Raw genomic sequence first — 16708 nt, 5'->3', positions numbered from 1 at the left:
GGAAACTAGTCCGGGCAGGACGGGCCGGTGTTCATTTCTCACCACACGCCGAAGTGGACTAAATCCTGCCGCTCACATGGAGACTTTCCACACGCTCACACGGCCCACTTTCTATTGAACAGACACAGCGCGCCGCGCCTATCTGTTCGACCTCATCGGTGCGGAGATGCAGAGCACCAACGGCATCGAGGGCGTACGCTCCACACGCAAGGAGATCAGCGAGGCGTTGGAGGCCGCCGTCGGCGACGGCCCGCACAAACGGTTCAGCGAGTTCGCCAAACTGTTCCTCGCGCTTGGGAGCGACGACCCGGCGCGCTACGCCATGCCCGGAACACTCGAGGACATCAGGGACATCTACGACCGTGTCATGGCCGGCGAGCTTGCCTCCGGGGACGAACCGGATGGCGACCTGTTCCGTAAAGGCCCCGTCTACATCGACGACCGGGCCACAGGACGCCGCATCCATACCGGCATCACGCCGGAATCGGAAATCAAGGTCGCGCTCACCCAATGGCTCGCGCTTTCCCGCAACAGGGACGTTCCACCGCTGATTCGTGCCGCCTTATGCCATTTCGCATTCGAGTACGTCCACCCGTTCTACGACGGCAACGGCAGGACCGGACGTTTCCTGTTCGCCCTGCAGCTGCGCCAGCATCTGAGCATTCCCACCGCAATCAGTCTCAGCCCGGTCATCTCCGACGGCAAGGACCGCTACTACAGGGCGTTCGAGGACGCGCAGCACCCGTTGAACCGACTGGATGCCAGCCTGTTCGTCTACCGGATGATGAAATTCGTCGCCGAAGCGCAGAAACACATCATCGACGACCTGTCCGAAAAACGACATAGGCTTGCACGCGCCCTCGACCGTCTCAACGACATCCAGGCCAAGAACGCCTGGACGAACGAAGAAGGCGACATCGTGGCCGTACTGATTCAGGAGGAGCTGTTCGGCGTCGACCCTCACATCGTCACCAGAAAGCAATTGGGTGAGGGACTCCGGATGGGGCGTAAACGCGTCACACAGGCCCTCGATGGCCTTGAAACCTCAGGCGTGGTCACACATCTGGGCGTGAGGCCGGCACGGTATTCCCTCGTGCGCGAAACGGCGAGCGCCCTGTTGCAGGATTCCGGCGAAGACAACGAATGAGGGCCGTCCCCGGCGCCTGCCTGCGAGCGCCGGGACTTTGTTTCGTGGGTTGGGTCAGTCGCTCCTGTCAGGGCATTCCAGGTTCGGGGGCACCGTCCGCGGGTAGTTCTCATCCTTTGCCGGTCGGTTCGTGCAGTTGTCGTTCGAATCGTTTGTTCCCGCGTTCGGTCTGCCTTGATTCCGCTTCGATGCTGATCTTGGCCCTCCTGAGCCATGCGCGGGTCCCGGCCTCGATTTGACATGGTTTTCCTACCACACCATTTACCACACATACCACCCTCCGAAGGGGTCCGTTATGGTCCGGAACAGCATGCCGGAGAACGCGGAGGACGCCTCGAAACGTTGGTATTCCAACGAAAAAACGCCGCCCCGTGTGGAGCGGCGTTTCATGTCCGTGGAGATGCGGGGAATCGAACCCCGGTCCGATGACCGTACCCTCAGTCTTCTACGTGCGTAGTCTGCTGGCCGTGCGGCAGTTTTTCTGCCCCCAACTGTGCCGCAGACAACCGTTGGCGAGCATATCCGCAGTCAAAGTCCCGGTGAGGCCCTGTGGCTCAGCCTCATCAGCAAGTCCTCTAAACGACGCTCAGCATCCTCCCGAAGACGAGGAGGAGTGAACGGAGCGGCTGCTCACTGGTTAATCCTGGCGCGAAGCTCAGGCAGCGAGAGCGAACTCAGTGCGGTTAGATTTAGCACTTATTCTTTTGCCGGGGGCATCCACGAGCGGACCCGGCGTTCTCGGCACGCTTCCCTGCGACGAACAGGTCACCGTCGAAACCGATCATCCCCATGTTGAATTATCAAACCCCGGCCTTTCGACCGGACTTTTCAGGATACGCCTCCAGTCGACTTATCGCAACCCGGCGCGCCATGGCCTCATCGGCCACCGCCTCATCACCACGTCACCGAATCACCACGTCACCGCAGCACGGGCCGCAACGGCGCGGAGACGTCCACCTGGGTCTTGTCACCGATCACGTTCGGGTCGGAGAGAATCTTGTCGACCACGGCCTTCTTGAGCTTCATGTCGGACGAGTCCCCCCAGACGATGACGTGCTTGCCGCCTTCAAGCTCGGTGGTGACCGAATCCTGCGTATCCGCCGTGACCTTGGTGATCTTCCCTCGCAGCGACTCGGGCAGGGAGTCAAGCACCTTCAACGTCTCCTTGACGGCCCGATTCTTCAGTCCCTTCTCCACGCTGGACACTTCGATGACCGGGATTCCGGTGGCCGAGGCCCCGGCCACGGAGTTGAGGACCCGCGCCTGGGAGTCCACGGCGGTCAGCGAATCGGAACCGGTCTCCTTGAGCATCGCGGCGGGACGCTGCGCCTTGATGGTGACGGCCAGTCCGTGCGGGTACTGTTTCGTGGCCTTGGCGCTGGTGACGCCGGGAATCGACCCCATGCTGTCCGTCATCTGCTGCGTGTTGACCAGCAGCAGCGATTTACCGGCCTGCTCGTCCACGATGGAGCGGATGTCGGTTTCGCTCACCCATTCGTTGGCGCCCTGGACCGTGACCTGCGAGGAATCGAGCCGAAGCACCGGCGACAGCAACAGCAGCCAGCCCAATCCCGTCACGGCGGCGACCGCGAGGACTATGGCGAGGATGCGCAGCGCCATCACACGGACGGTGGCGTGTTTGCGTTCACGGGCTCGTGCGGTGAAATCCACGATCTTGGGGCGTGTGACGAGCCCCAGCGCCCCGGAGTTCTCCTTGAGCGTCTTGGCGACGAGGTCTTCGCTGCGCAGCCGTCTGGCGTCGACGAACGCGCCCGGCTGCGTCTTGGAGTCCGCTACTCCCCTGCCGCCGTTCCCGTCACGCCCGCGCGTGCCGGATACGGTTCTGCGGGGCCTGCGCTCCGGCACGCCGCCGTCACGTCGCGGCTTGGAGGATCCGTCTGCGGACCCGGCTCCGGCCCCGCCGGAGCTGACGACCCGTCCCGCCATCAATCGCAGCTTTCGCGGTGCGCCTCGAGCGCGTGGAGAATCACCTCGTCCATGTCGGTGATGTCGCCGGCGCCCACGGTGAACACGACGTCGCCGTGGTGCGCGCGCATCGCCATCATGCGCGCGGCGAGTTCCATGTCGTCGACGGCGCGGAATTCCACGCCGGTCATGCCCTGCGCCTCACGCACGATGGTGAGCGGGCCGACGCCCGGGAAGTCGGCCTGCTTCTCGCGTGCGGGGAAGATGCCGGTGACGATCACGTCGTCGGCCTTGGACAGCGCCTGGGCGAATTCGCGGGCGAAGAACTTGGTGCGGCTGAACAGGTGCGGCTGGAACAACACGCGGATGGTGCTGTCCGGGTAGCGGCGGCGCGCCGCGTCGAGCAGCGCGGCGATTTCGGTGGGATGGTGCGCGTAGTCGTCGACGACGGTGACCTGCTTGACGACGCCCTTGACCTGGAACCGGCGTACCGCGCCGCGGAATCCGGCGGCGGCGTGCGCCGCCGTGACGGGCTCGACCCCCAGCAGGATCGCGGCGCTGATTGCGCCGGCGGCGTTGTGAGCGTTGTGCAGGCCGGGCACGCCGAGGCTCACCGGCAGTTCGAGGTCCCCGCTTCCGGTGACGGCGTCCGGCAGGTGGAGCATGAACCGTTCCACGCCGGTTCCGGCCGTCTCCTGCTCCGATTCGATACGCACGTACGAGGCCCCGTTGAGGTCGCCCAGTTCCTGTTCGGTCGGCGTGCCGTAGGCGATGGCCTTCTTGGCGACATCCGGTTCGAGCGCGCGGAGCACGGCGAGGCCGTTCGGTTCGTCCACGCAGACGATGACGTGTCCGGTGACGTGTCCGGCGTGTTCGACGAATGCGGCGCGGTAGTGCGCCTCGTCCCCGTAATGGTCGAGGTGGTCCGCCTCGCAGTTGGTGATGATGGTCAGTTCGGGACGGTATTTCTCGAAGCTGCCGTCCGATTCGTCCGCTTCGGCGATGAGGGCGTCGCCCTGGCCGACGTGTCCGCCGTCGATGGCCTTGCCGTCGGCGCCTTGGATGGATCCGCCGATCGCGAAGCTCGGGTCGAGTCCGGCCGAGGTGAGGATGTGCGAGAGCAGGGAACTCGTGGTGGTCTTGCCGTGCGCTCCCGCCACGGTGACCGCCCGGCGGCCGTGCATGAGCAGGGCGAGGATGTCGCTGCGGTGTACGATGCGGGCGCCGCGAGCGTGCGCTGCCACGATCTCCGGATTGTCCGGCTTGATGGCGCTGGAGTAGACGACCGTGTCCGCGTCGGCCACGTTCTCGGCCCGCTGCCCGTATGCCACGGGGATGCCGAGCGTTTCGAGACGGTCCGTCTTGGCGCTGTGGGCGCGGTCGGAGCCGCCGACCTTCACTCCGCGCTGGTGCAGCATTTCGGCGAGCACGCTCATGCCTGCGCCGCCGATGCCGATGAAGTGCGTGACGCCCAGCGAATCGGTGGTCTCCTCCGGGCCGAATGCGGCCTTGGTGGGGTCGAGGATGATGGACGAGGTGCTGTCTTGGGTCACGGAACGCTCTCCTTGTGGGATGGTCAGACTGGTTTTCATTATGCCGCATGTCATGACACGGCCGCCGCATGCGGCCGGGTGACGGTCATGTGTGACGACCGTCGTCGCACGTCCGTGCGATGTCCGGGGTGGGCGGCGTGGGATGCGGCGGGTTCAGGCGAGGTCGAGGATGCGGCGCGCCATGGTGTCGGCGGCGTCGCGGATGCCGTACCTCCATGCGTTGGCGCCCATGGTCTCCAGCCGCTCATGGTCGTCGAGCAGCGCGGGGATCTCCTCGCGCACCCAGACTGGCGTCAGGTCGCGATCGGCCACCATGACGCCGCCTTCCGCCTCGACGACGGGTTGGGCGTTGAACCGCTGTTCGCCGTTGCCGATGGGCAGCGGCACGTAGACGGCGGGCAGGCCCAGTGCGGTGAGTTCGGCCACCGTGCCGGCGCCGGACCGGCAGATGATGAGGTCGGCGCAGGCGAATGCCAGGTCGATGCGTTCGAGGTATTCGGCGATGTGGTAGTCCCCTTCGCCGGCATGGTCGGCGCCGAGTCCGGCGACGTGTCCATCGCCCGCGTTCACGCCGACGAGTTCCCGGACTTCGTCGGCCTTGCCTTTGCCGGTGAGGTGGATGACCTGCGCCGTGGCGAGGATGTCTCCCGATGCGGCGGCGACGGCCCGGTTGATGCTGGCGGCGCCGAGGGAGCCGCCGGTGACGAGCACGAGCGGACGGTCCGCGTCCACGCCGAGTTCGGCGGCCGCCTTGCGGCGTGCCGCGGACCGGTCGGCGGTGAGGTCGTCGACGAGCGAGGCGATGGCGGGACGCAGCGGCAGGCCCACGCGTTCGATGGAACCGCCCTTCGCCGGCTTGAGGCCGGTGCCGTCGTAGACGGTGCCGATGAATTCGGCCCATCGGCTGCCGAGTTTGTTCGCCATGCCCGCACGCGCGTTCTGCTCGTGGATGACGATGGGGATGCCCATCTTGTGAGCGGTGGCGTACACGGGCGCGGAGGCGTAGCCGCCGAAGCCCGCCACGACGTCCGCCTTCCGCTCTTCGAGGATGCTCCTCACCTTGCGGGTCTCGGCCGCCCATTTCGCGGGGAACCGGAGCATGTACAGGTTGGGACGGCGCGGGAACGGCACCTTCTCGATGGTGTCGAGTTCGAAGCCGGCGGCCGGGACGAGGTCCTTCTCCAGCCCAACCGCGGTGCCGACCACCGTCACCTGGGTTTCCGGATCGACCCTGCCGATCGCATCGGCCACGGAGAGCAACGGGTTGACGTGTCCGGCGGTGCCGCCGCCGGCGAGGACGATATGCTTCATGGTGTACGAGCATAGTCGCCCCCTCGCCTGTTCTACAGGCGTGACACGTCGGCTTTGATCTCGGGTTGCTGGCGCAGCAGTCCCAATGCCACGCCGGATATGGCCAGGCACATGATCATCGAGGAGCCGCCGGCGGACACGAACGGCATCGGCACGCCGAAGACGGGGAACAGTCCGACCACCACGCCGATGTTCACGAGCGCCTGCCCCACGATCCAGACGGCGATGCACACGAGGACCATGGCGCTGTAGCGGTCCTTGAGCTGCAGCGCGCTGAAGATGAGGCACCATCCGAGGATCACGAAGATGGCGATCACCATCACGCACCCGATGAACCCGGTCTCCTCGCCGATGATGGCGAAGATGAAATCGTTGTGCGCTGCGGGCAGGTAGTTCCATTTCTCACGCGAGTTGCCGAGGCCGACGCCGAAGACGCCGCCGGAGGCGATGGCGTATTTGGCGTGCGTGGACTGGTAGCAGATGTTCTGCGCGTCGGCGGCGGAGCACGTAGTGTATGCGGCGAGCACGCGTTCGCGACGGTTCGGGCTGGAGGCGATGAGCGCCACCACGGCCACTCCCATCACGAAGGCCCCAATGGCCATCCACACGCCCGGGAATCCGGCGATGAGGAAGGCCACCGCACCGATGAACACGACGATCATGGCGGTGCCGAGGTCCTTGCCGCCGAGGATGAGCAGCAGGCATAGGCCATAGACGCCGACGACGCCCAGATACGCCTTGAGCTGTCCCTTGAGGTCCTTCGCCTTGCGGTAGTTCGCCCTAGCCGCGATCAGCGCGGACGGCAGCCAGATGCATAGCGCGAATTTGACGAATTCGGCGGGCTGGACGGTGAAGCCGAACAGGCGGATCCAGCCGTTGTTGCCGTACTGGCCCACGCCCAGGGACGTGAAGGTGAGCATCTGGATGCACATGGCCGCACAGACCAGGAAGAAGCCGCACCTGCGGTAGATCGTCACGGGCACCAGCGCGCAGACGAATCCGGCCACAAGACCTATCAGGCAGAAGAGCAGCTGGCTCATGGACTCCATGAACGGCGATTTGCCTGATGAGGCGGCGGATACCGCGGAGCTGGAGAACACCATGATCACGCCGAACACGCTCAACCCGAGCACGGCCATGCGGAATCCGTGGTAGCACCACAGAGGGTTGAGCAGGCTGCGCCAGCCGGTCACCGCGGCGGCGGGATCACGCCTGTCCGGGGCGGATGCGCGTCCGGGACGTTCCGGGCGATCGGACCGGTTCCGGTCCGCGCGTCGATGACGGTCAGCGTCCGCCATGCGCCTGCACCCACCGCTTCGCCGCCGCGGCGAAGCGGTCGCCGCGGTCCGCGTAGGAGACAAACTGGTCCATGGAGGCGCATGCCGGTGCCATGAGCACCACGTCGCCGGGCTTCGCGAATTCGCCGGCGGCCTGCACCGCACGTTCCATGACGTCGTCGTTCGGTTCGGGGTCGATGACGGTGAGCGGAATGTCGGGTGCGGACGCGGCGAAGGCGTCCAGCATGGGACGCTGGTCCTTGCCGATGATCACCGCGGCCTTGATGATGTCCTTGCGGTCCGCCACGAGGTGTTCGAACCGGCTGCCCTTGGCGAGGCCTCCTGCGATCCAGACGACCGAACCGGGGGCGAAGCTGGAGAGCGAGGCGTTGGCGGCGTGCGCGTTGGTGGCCTTCGAATCGTCGACGAAGCGGATGGCGTCGGCCGGTCCCTCACCGGGCAGGGTGGCGACGGTGGCGATGCGGTGTCCGCCGGGCTTGAACGCCTTCAATGCCGCGACGGCCTTCTCGCGGTCGGCGCCGAAGCCGAGCACCAGCGCGAGCGCAGTGAGCGAGTCCGCCAGCAGATGCGGGTAGATGGTGCCGTCCGGCTCGGCCAGATGCGAGAAGTCGAGGACGCGCGCCAGGCGGATCGGCTCACCGACCCTGCCTCCGGCGACGCCGCTCCGGTCCACGATCCATCCGTCGTCCACGCCGATCTGTCCGGCCTTCGGCTCGTGGAGCGTGAATCCGACCTTCAGGCAGCCGGGGGCGGGCTCCGCCTCCATCGCCTTGCGGGTCACGAGGGCGTCGTCCGCGTTGTAGACGAGCGCGCGTTTGACGCCGTGGTACACCTTGGCCTTGTCCGCGGCATAGTTCTCGCGTCCGCCGTGCCAGTCGAGGTGGTCGTCGGCGATGTTGGTGATGGCAGCGCAGTCGAGTTCCAGCGAGTCGGTGAAGTGCAGCTGGAACGAGCTCAGTTCGACGCACAGCACATCATGGGCGGGGTTGGTGGCGCAGCGGGACAGCGACATGGCCATGTTGCCGGAGGCGATGTTGCCTGCGGTGGGGGCGTCATAGCCGCATGCGCCGAGCATCTCGGAGGTCATCTCCGTGGTGGAGGTCTTGCCGTTGGTGCCGGTGATGCCGATCCATGCGGCCGGCTTGCCGGTGCGGGCCGAGTCGACGCGCAGCCGCCAGGCGAACTCCACTTCGCTCATCACCGGGATGCCGCGGCGCTGCGCCTCCAGGATGAACGGGGTGCGCGGGTTGAACACGGGGGACGACATGACGTAGTCCACGCCGTCCCAATCCACCTTGTCGAAGGAATCGAGGTCGGCGTCGGGCTTGCGCTCGTCCACACCGATCACGTGCGCGCCGAGCTCCCTGAGCACTTCCGCCAGCGACGTGCCGGATACGCCGAGTCCTGCGATGACCACGGTCTTGCCATTGATGTCCATAATGACCCCCTAATCGTTCCAGCGGCATTATTCCAGCCGAATGTGCATGAATGTTACGGCCGCCCGCGTCGCGGACGGCCGTATGCGGTTCCCCGTCAGCTGAACAGCAGACCGGAGCGTGTGGCCCAGTCGCCGTAGAACACGACGAGGCTGGTGAGGACGAACATGAGCTCGATCATCCAGAAGCGCACCACGACCTTGGATTCCTGCCATCCGCACAGTTCGAAGTGGTGGTGGATGGGCGCCATCTTGAACACGCGCTTGTGCGTGGCCTTGAAGTAGCCGACCTGGATGACGTCGCTCATCGCCTCGATGACGTACAGGCCGCCGAGGATGACGGCGAGGAACTCAGTGTGCGTGGCGATGGACAGCGCGGCGAACAGGCCGCCCAGGGCCAGGGAGCCGGTGTCGCCCATGAAGATGGAGGCGGGGTTGGTGTTGTACCACAGGAACCCGAAGCATGCCACTGCGGCGCAGATCGCGATGATGGTCAGGTCGAGCGGGTCGGAGACCGCGTAGGCGTAGCCGGAGTGGCCGGCGCCCTTGAGATGGTAGCTTTCCCAGAACGCGATGACGCCATAGCCGGTGAACGCGATCATGGAGGAGCCCGCGGCGAGGCCGTCGAGGCCGTCGGTGAGGTTGACCGCGTTGGTCCATGCGGCCATGAGGAAGTTCACCCAGACGACGAACAGGACGATGGCCACGAGGCGTCCCGCGAATTCGAAGCTGAGGAACGGGGTCTCGATGAAGCTCATGCCGGCCTGGGCGCTGGGGAACCCGCTTTTGGTGGGGATGACGAGCGCGAGCACCGCGTAGACGGTGGCGAGGATGAATTGGCCGATGAACTTGCCGCGCACGGTCAGTCCCTCGTTCTGCTTCTTACGCACCTTGGCGAAGTCGTCGATGAAGCCGAGCACGCCCATGGAGAGCATGGCGAACAGCACGAGGACGGCGGACCAGGAGGGCACGTCGCCGATGCGCAGGTACCGGTAGAGCGCGGACGCGCACCAGCCGAGCAGGATGGCCAGGTTGATGACCACGCCGCCGAGCGTGGGCGTGCCGCGCTTGATCTGATGCGACTTGGGGCCGTCCTGGCGGATGTACTGGCCGTAGTGCAGCTTATGCACCAGCCTGATGAGCATCGGCGTGCCGACGATCGTGACGAACAACGACACCAGCATTCCTATGATGAGCGCAATCACTTGGCGTGTTCCTTTTCCCTCTTGTTCCTATGACGGGCGGCCATGGTCGGCCGTCCGCCGCGTCCGTCCGCGTCTTCCGCGGTCAGGCCCGGTCCGGCGTCCAGCGTTCGGCCAGCGCACTGAGGCCGGAGGCGTGGGAGCCCTTGAGCAGCACGACGGTGTCCGCATGGTCGCGGGCGATGCGCTTGACGAGCTCGTCCGCCTGGCCTGCGTCGTGGACCCAGTCTACCGGCAGGTCACCGCCGGCCGCCTCGATGGCGCCGTGGGCGATGGATTCGGCCAGCGCGTCGAAACGCGCGTCCGTGGCGCTGCCGACGGCGATGATGTGGTCGAGGCCGAGACCGGCCGCGTAGGCTCCGATGCCGCGGTGGAGGCCTTCCTCGTCGCCGCCGAGTTCCAGCATGGCGCCGAGCACGGCGATCCTGTGGGGGGTGCGCCCGTCCTGCGTGCCGAACCGTGCGAGGCCGTCGAGCCCGGCCCGCATCGAATCGGGGTTCGCGTTGAACGAGTCGTCGATGAGCGTGAAGGTCGCGCCATCGTGTTCGACGGAGGACACGGCCATGCGGTGGGGGCTGATGCGGCGCTGTTCGCCGAGGACGCGGGCGATGTCCGCGAGCGGCATGCCGAGCAGCCGGGCGACGCTGGCGGCGGCCAGCGCGTTCATCACATTGTGCGCGCCGGGGATGCCGAGCGTCACCGGCGCACGGTCGCCGTCGTCGGCGACGAGCGTGAACGACGGACGGTCGAGGCCGTCGACGGTGAGGTCGGTCGCGTGCAGCGCGTCACGGTCCGCGTTGGCTGCGTCGACGCCGAAGTACAGGACCTTGCCCGGGGCGATGCCCGCCATGGCGGCCACGTGCGCGTCGTCCGCGTTGAGCACGGCGACGCCACCGGGGACGAGTCCCTGCACAATCTCCGACTTGGCCTGGGCGATGCGCTCCACGGACCCGAATTCGCCCAGATGGGCCACGCCCACCTTGAGCACGATGGCGATGTCCGGCGGGGCGATGGTGGTCAGCCTCGCGATTTCGCCCACGTGGTTGGCGCCCATTTCGGCCACGAAGTAGCGGGTGTTCTCCCCCACGGTCAACGCGGTGAGGGGCAGGCCGATTTCGTTGTTGAACGATCCCACGGGCGCCACGGTCTCGTCCATGGAGGACAGCAGCGCCTTGAGCAGGTCCTTGGTGGTGGTCTTGCCGACGGAGCCGGTCAGGCCGATCAGCGTGAACGGCTTGCCGCCGTCCGCCTCGACCTCGCGACGGCGGCGGATGTTGTGGCGCGCCAGCGCGCCGAGCGCATCCACGGTGTCCGGCACGACGATCTGCGCGATGTCCGCCCCGGCCACCTCATGGTCCACGATCGCCGCGACGGCTCCGGATTCGCCGACGCGGCCCACGAAGCCGTGGCCGTCGACGCGTTCTCCCTTGATGGCCACGAAGACCGTGCCCTCGCCCACCTGGCGGGAGTCGCTGACCGTGTGGACCGCCACCGGCCCTTCGGGCACGCCCGCGGCGGGGCCGACGAGCCGTCCCTCCACCGCCTGCGCGATCTCCTGGATGGTCATCGGCATCATCGTATGCTTCACAATCCTCTCCTCGTTGTTCGTTCGGCGGATCCCGCCGTATCATGCCGCCGCGTGTCCGCGGCGTACGTCCATCATCCCGGCCGTGTCCCGGCCGCCTCCGCTATTCCGGGTCTATTCCAGGTCGCCCACGACGCGCAGCGTGCTCCGGATGCTGCTGCGCCGCACTCCGGCCGCCAGCATCATGGCGATGGCCAGCGACAGGCGCCGCTCCTCCCCCGCGTCGTCGTTGCTCGGGGTGAGCCGGGCCAGGGTGTCGGATTCCTCGGTGCGGGTGGTCACCTTCATCTGCTCGTCCGCGAGGAACCCGTATTCCGCCTGCATCCGTTCGATGATGGCCTTGTCCGCGTTCACCGGCGCGGGTGCGGAGGAGCCGAGCACGTCGACGTTCACGGATTCGAGCGCATGCGGCGAGACGGTCAGGTCGTCGAGGGCGACGACGACCGCCGCAGCGCCGTCCTCGGCGCATATGGCGAGCGTCCGCTGCACGTCGAGCACGCCGAGCGGGTATTCGAGGTCGAGTTTGCGGTCCAGCGAGTACGAGCCGTTCACGCTGATGACGCCTTCGGGGTTGCCGATCATGTGCAGGAGGCGCGCGAGCTTGTGCACCACGGCGACGTTCTCCTGGGGGTTGCCGGCGCTGACGGCGAAAACGATCAGCGTGTTGCCCGGGTTGCCCGCCATCTGCGCCGCCAATCCTCCGAGCTGCGCGTCCGTGGGTTCGGCGAACAGCAGCGGCATATCCGGCTCATCCGGGAGCAGGGCGCGGCTGCTGTGCGGCACGATGGCGGCGTACGCCCCGTTGCGCCGCACCTGGCGCAGCTGCTCCACGTCGACGTCGTCCCGCGAGTAGTACAAGGCCCCCGGCACCACGGAGGACGGGTCGTCCGCCAGCGAGGTGACCGTGACGTCCGTGGCGAACGGCGGCACCAGGCTCCATCCGTAGTGTTCGACGATGTGCCCGAGCGTCATGCGCTGCATGATGGACTCGTTCACTGCGCTCATAGTCACCCTTTCGTCGTGCGTTTACCAATCCACTGCAATAGCATCCGTACGCGGCTTGGAATTCGCCACCTCGTACTTCTGCATAAGGAATTCACCGATCTGTCCGAACAGCTTACCCGACGTGATGCCGCCGTAGGTGCCGTCCGGATCCTGCATCACCACGGTGATCACATACTGGGGGTCGTCCGCGGGCAGGAATCCGGAGAAGCCGGCAACGATCGAGGTCAGGCGCCCGTCCGCGCCCGCCACTTCGGCGGTGCCGGACTTGGCGGCCACACGGTAGCCGTCCACGCCGGCGGTGGACTTGTAGTCCTCGCCGACGGTCTCCATCGCGTTGGCGATGTCGGAGGCGACGTTCGCGTCGATGACGCGGTCCGCCTTGTCGTTCGTCATGTCGGCGACGTGTCCGTCGGCGTCGGTCACGGACTTGACGATCGTCTGCCCGCGGTTGACGCCGTTGTTGGCGATGACGCTGACCATGCGGCTCAGCTGCAGGGCGTTGACCGTGTAGCCCTGTCCGAAGAGCACGGTGTCCTTGGTGCGTCCGTCCCATGATTCGGGGGTACCGAGCACGCCGTTGGTCTCGCCGGGCAGGTCCAGCCCGGTGGACTGTCCGACGCCGAACTTGGTAAGCATGTCGTAGCGCTGCTGGGAGCTGACGTTCTGCGCGGCCATGACCATGCCCACGTTCGAGGAGTTGCTCAGGATGCCGGCGAGCGTCCAATGCTCGTCGCCGTGGGAGTGCGAGTCGTGGAACTTCTGTCCGTCCTTCTCGTACTCGTAGGGCACGGTGAATTTGTCGGTGATCTTGTGCGCCCCGTTCTGGAGGATGGCGGCCAGCGCCGGAATCTTGCCGATGGAGCCGGGCTCGAACGTCTGGGTGACGGCCCGGGAGGCGTTGAGCTTCGCGGCGTCGGATCCGGCCTGGATGTCGTCGCTGTCCTCGAGCGCGAGGATCTCGCCGGTGCGGCAGTTCTCCACGATGGCGATGCCCCACTTGGCGTGGAAGGAGGAGACGTCCTCGGTGAGCACCTTCTTGACGTACCAGTCCACGTCGGAGTCGATGGTGAGGGTCACGTCCTTGCCGTCGACCGCGTCCTTGGACGCGGTGACGGTGCCCGGGATGACCTCGCCGCCGTTGCCGCGCTGGTACACGGTGTAGCCGTCGGTGCCGCTGAGCGTGCCGTTCAGGGTCTGTTCGAGACCGGCCACGCCCTCGCCCTTGTCGTTGACGCCGCCGAGCAGCGCGCCGATGAGCGTGTTCTCCGCGTAGACGCGTTCGCTGCTGAGTTCGCCGTAGACGATGCCGGCGAGACCGAGCTTGTCGATCCGGCGTTTGACCTGCGGGGTCACGCCGCGCTTGATGACGAGGTACTTGCCGGTGCCGTTGAGGCTGGCGCCGAGCTCCTGCGCGTTGAGTCCGAGGATCGGGGCGAGCAGGCGCGCGACTGCCGCGGCGCCGGTGGCGCCGACGGGCTTGCCGTCGATCTGATGGCAGTATCCGAGCGACTTGGCCTGCTGCGACCCGCATGCCACGGGGGTGAACGCGGTGGCGGCGTCCGGCACGCCGATGATGTCGTAGCGTTCCACGCTTTGCGCGAGCACGGTGCCGTTGGCGTCGAGGATGCGCCCGCGGTTGGCTCGTATCGTGACCTTCGACGTGCGCGAGTTGGTGGCGGCCTGCGCGGTGGCGCGGCCTTCGAGCAGCTGCACGGAGGCGAGCTTCACGAGGCATGAGGCGGCCACGAGCGCGAGCACGGCGCCGATGACGACGCACCGCCTGGTGAAGGAGTCGAACCTGGAGAGGGCTCGTTTGAGGGTGGCGATCATTGCTGTCCGCCTTCCGCGGGTTCGGTGTACCCGTCGAGGTCGATGGAAACGGAGCTGGACTGCGGGACCATGCCCATGTCGCTCGCCTTCTGGGGCAGCGAGGCCTGGAGCTTGTCGAGTTTCGCCTGGTCGTCCTGCACGTCCTGGGTGAGCTTGCCGATGGAGGATTCCAGCGACGAGATCTCGAAGGCGTTGCTCACCATCTGGGTGCGCAGCATGAGCGCGGCGACCAGGCTGGAGGCGAGGAACACCACCGCGATGACGATGTGCACCGTGGGGGCGCTGCGGTTGCGGATCCATTCCATGATCCGCCCGAATCCCTCGGCGAGGGTCGCGCCGTCCTGCCGTCCGCCGTTGACGACGCGCAGCTCGGGCCTGGAGGCGGGCTTGTCCGCGGGTTCGGGTCTGCGTGAGGGCGAGCTGTTGTTCGAACGTACCGTGCGGGCCGTTGCTGCCATGTCAGTTCCTTCCTGCGGTCGATGTGCGTGCCGATGCGGCGCGGAACGATTCGACGTACCGCTTCGGCAGTGGTCTGGTCAGCTCCACGGCGCGCAGCCGTACGGAAGCCGATCGTGGGTTGGTTGCGATCTCGTCCTTCCCCGCTTTGAGCGCGCCGCGCGTGAGCTCCTTGAAGAACGGGCGCGCGTCCGGCGGGATGACGGGCATGTCCGGGGGCACGTCTGCCTTGAGGCCCTGTGCCATGAACGTCTTGACGGTCTTGTCCTCCAGCGAGTGGTACGACTCGACGACGATGCGGCCGTGGCCGTTGAGGCGGAGCGCTATCTGGGGCAGGGTGCCGGCGAGCTTGTCGAGTTCGCCGTTCACTTCGATGCGCAGCGCCTGGAAGACGCGTTTGGCGGGGTTGCCGGCCGGCCGGTGCGCCTTGGGGACGGTCTCGTCGACGAGTTCGGACAGCTGCGCCGAGGTGTGCAGCGGATGTTCGGCCCGGCGGCGGCAGATCTCGCGTGCGATCTGCCGTGCGAAGCGTTCCTCGCCGTAGGTGCGGAAGATCCGCGTGAGGTCGCGTTCGTCGTATTCGGCGAGGATGCGTTCCGCCGTGAGCGTCTGTCCGACGTCCATGCGCATGTCGAGCGGCGCGTCGTGCGAGTAGGAGAAGCCGCGTTCCGTCTCGTCGATCTGCAGGCTGGACAGGCCGAGGTCCATGAACGCCGCGTCGACGCGTCCCAGACCGTGTGCGTCGAGCGCTTCGGTGAATTCGTCGAAGGCGGCGTGGACGGGGATGAACCGGTCGGCGAGGCCTTCGCGGGTCATGCGTTCGGTGGCGAGGCCGAGCGCCTCGGCGTCGCGGTCGATGCCGACGAGGCGCGCGTTCGGCGCGGCTTTGAGGAATGCGGTGGCATGACCGGCCAGTCCGAGCGTGCAGTCGACGATGACCGGTGACCGCAGGCCGTCGAGCCCTCCGGTCACCAGACGCACGCATTCCTCCAGCAGCACCGGCTGGTGAATCGCACCCAGGTCCCTTGTGCTCGCGTCCATCAGAAATCCACCTCCGGTAGTACGTCGTTCGCGATGTCGGCGTAATGCTGTTCCTTCTCGGCCAGGTACGCCTCCCAGGCCTCACGGTTCCAGATCTCGGCCCTTGTGCCCACGCCGATCACGACGATGTCGCTGCCGAGGTTCGCGTAGTCGCGCAGCATCTGGGGCACCAGCACGCGTCCCTGCTTGTCCGGTTCCTGGTCCACGGCTCCGGAGAGGAAGACGCGCAGGTATTCACGGGCGGCCTTGTTGCCCATGGACGTGCGCTGGATCTGCATGGCGATGCGTCTGAACTCCATGACGGGCAGGAGGTACACGCACCGTTCCTGGCCGCGCGCCATGACGAGCCCGTCGCCGAGCTGCCCGCGCATCTTGGCCGGCAGAGCCATGCGTCCCTTGGCGTCGATCTTCGGCGTGTAGGTGCCGAGGAGCAGCGGCGGCAGCGCCATGGCCTGCTGCGGCATCGGCTGCTGCATGCCCGCCATGGGGTTCGCCCCCTGCGGCACGCCCATCGGGTACTGTCCCTGCGCCATGGCGGCCCCGCCGGGCACGCCCATGGCCCCGGCGTTGCCGTACGCCGCGGAGCCGTCGCCGCCGGCCCCCATGGGCCAGGTGGGGGCGAAACCGTTGGAATCATTGACTTGGCCGGTCATCCGCCCCACCTCCTTAACGCCGCCTTGGGGACACCACGACCACACTGCTTCCCCACTTTACCCCACAGCTCCCCATTTTCCCCCACCGGACCACACATTTTCCTCTTTTTCACGTCGGAAACCCCACGAGGAGGGATGCCGGACGGGGCCGCCGGGCTGTCTGAAGCGAGTTCACGAGGTGTTCACCGGGTCTGCGGGACGACGCGGAGCGTCGTTCGGGGCTGGGAGTACATTGGAATGCCTGAGTTTTTCGTGAAGACACAAGG

The 16708-nt window shown here is 66.7% G+C and carries 13 protein-coding genes and 1 other RNA gene; 1 reads left to right on the top strand and 13 read right to left on the bottom strand.

The window, feature by feature from the left end; translation table 11 throughout:
- Positions 1-166: 166 nt before the first annotated feature.
- Entirely contained in the window at positions 167-1147 is a 981-nt protein-coding gene (locus KIH78_RS09200; protein ID WP_236034551.1) for a Fic family protein, read from the top strand.
- Between the two features lie 392 nt (positions 1148-1539).
- Here the strand turns inward: KIH78_RS09200 and ssrA are convergent.
- From ssrA to mraZ, 13 genes are all read right to left on the bottom strand, one after another.
- Positions 1540-1936: a transfer-messenger RNA gene (gene ssrA / locus KIH78_RS09195) on the bottom strand.
- A gap of 129 nt (positions 1937-2065) precedes the next feature.
- Positions 2066-3094 (bottom strand): cell division protein FtsQ/DivIB, encoded by a 1029-nt coding sequence (locus KIH78_RS09190; protein ID WP_219132111.1) that lies wholly within the window; start codon positions 3092-3094, stop codon positions 2066-2068.
- Entirely contained in the window at positions 3094-4665 is a 1572-nt protein-coding gene (murC, locus tag KIH78_RS09185) for a UDP-N-acetylmuramate--L-alanine ligase (RefSeq protein ID WP_236034550.1), read from the bottom strand. Before murC ends, KIH78_RS09190 begins: the two co-directional genes overlap by 1 nt.
- A gap of 114 nt (positions 4666-4779) precedes the next feature.
- A complete protein-coding gene (locus KIH78_RS09180) occupies positions 4780-5937 on the bottom strand; it encodes a UDP-N-acetylglucosamine--N-acetylmuramyl-(pentapeptide) pyrophosphoryl-undecaprenol N-acetylglucosamine transferase (RefSeq protein WP_219132109.1) in 1158 nt (385 codons plus the stop codon).
- A 32-nt stretch (positions 5938-5969) separates the two neighbouring features.
- The gene (locus KIH78_RS09175; RefSeq protein WP_219132108.1) at positions 5970-7235 is read right to left on the bottom strand and encodes a peptidoglycan glycosyltransferase FtsW; all 1266 of its coding nucleotides are present in this window, start codon (positions 7233-7235) and stop codon (positions 5970-5972) included.
- Positions 7222-8673 (bottom strand): UDP-N-acetylmuramoyl-L-alanine--D-glutamate ligase, encoded by a 1452-nt coding sequence (gene murD / locus KIH78_RS09170; protein WP_219132107.1) that lies wholly within the window; start codon positions 8671-8673, stop codon positions 7222-7224. The genes KIH78_RS09175 and murD overlap by 14 nt, the downstream gene beginning before the upstream one ends.
- A 95-nt stretch (positions 8674-8768) precedes the next feature.
- Positions 8769-9875, bottom strand: coding sequence for a phospho-N-acetylmuramoyl-pentapeptide-transferase (gene mraY / locus KIH78_RS09165; protein ID WP_214315312.1), 1107 nt, complete (start codon positions 9873-9875; stop codon positions 8769-8771).
- 82 nt (positions 9876-9957) lie between these two features.
- Positions 9958-11448: a UDP-N-acetylmuramoyl-tripeptide--D-alanyl-D-alanine ligase gene (locus KIH78_RS09160; protein WP_219132116.1), complete on the bottom strand. Its 1491-nt coding sequence runs from the start codon at positions 11446-11448 to the stop codon at positions 9958-9960.
- A 123-nt stretch (positions 11449-11571) separates the two neighbouring features.
- A complete protein-coding gene (locus KIH78_RS09155) occupies positions 11572-12462 on the bottom strand; it encodes a UDP-N-acetylmuramyl peptide synthase (RefSeq protein WP_219132106.1) in 891 nt (296 codons plus the stop codon).
- Positions 12463-12483: 21 nt separating this feature from the next.
- The gene (locus KIH78_RS09150) at positions 12484-14292 is read right to left on the bottom strand and encodes a peptidoglycan D,D-transpeptidase FtsI family protein (RefSeq protein WP_219132105.1); all 1809 of its coding nucleotides are present in this window, start codon (positions 14290-14292) and stop codon (positions 12484-12486) included.
- A complete protein-coding gene (ftsL, locus tag KIH78_RS09145; protein ID WP_219132104.1) occupies positions 14289-14750 on the bottom strand; it encodes a cell division protein FtsL in 462 nt (153 codons plus the stop codon). The genes KIH78_RS09150 and ftsL overlap by 4 nt, the downstream gene beginning before the upstream one ends.
- 1 nt (position 14751) lies before the next feature.
- The gene (rsmH, locus tag KIH78_RS09140; RefSeq protein WP_219132103.1) at positions 14752-15789 is read right to left on the bottom strand and encodes a 16S rRNA (cytosine(1402)-N(4))-methyltransferase RsmH; all 1038 of its coding nucleotides are present in this window, start codon (positions 15787-15789) and stop codon (positions 14752-14754) included.
- Positions 15789-16274, bottom strand: a complete 486-nt coding sequence (gene mraZ / locus KIH78_RS09135; protein WP_214315404.1) for a division/cell wall cluster transcriptional repressor MraZ — start codon at positions 16272-16274, stop codon at positions 15789-15791. Before mraZ ends, rsmH begins: the two co-directional genes overlap by 1 nt.
- Between the last annotated feature and the right edge of the window lie 434 nt (positions 16275-16708).

Origin of the sequence: Bifidobacterium saguinibicoloris, from assembly GCF_019331725.1 — a bacterium.
In the GTDB taxonomy this organism is placed as follows: domain Bacteria; phylum Actinomycetota; class Actinomycetes; order Actinomycetales; family Bifidobacteriaceae; genus Bifidobacterium; species Bifidobacterium saguinibicoloris.
Note: the sequence above shows the minus strand (reverse complement) of the source record. Positions and strands in the feature narration are given on the sequence as shown.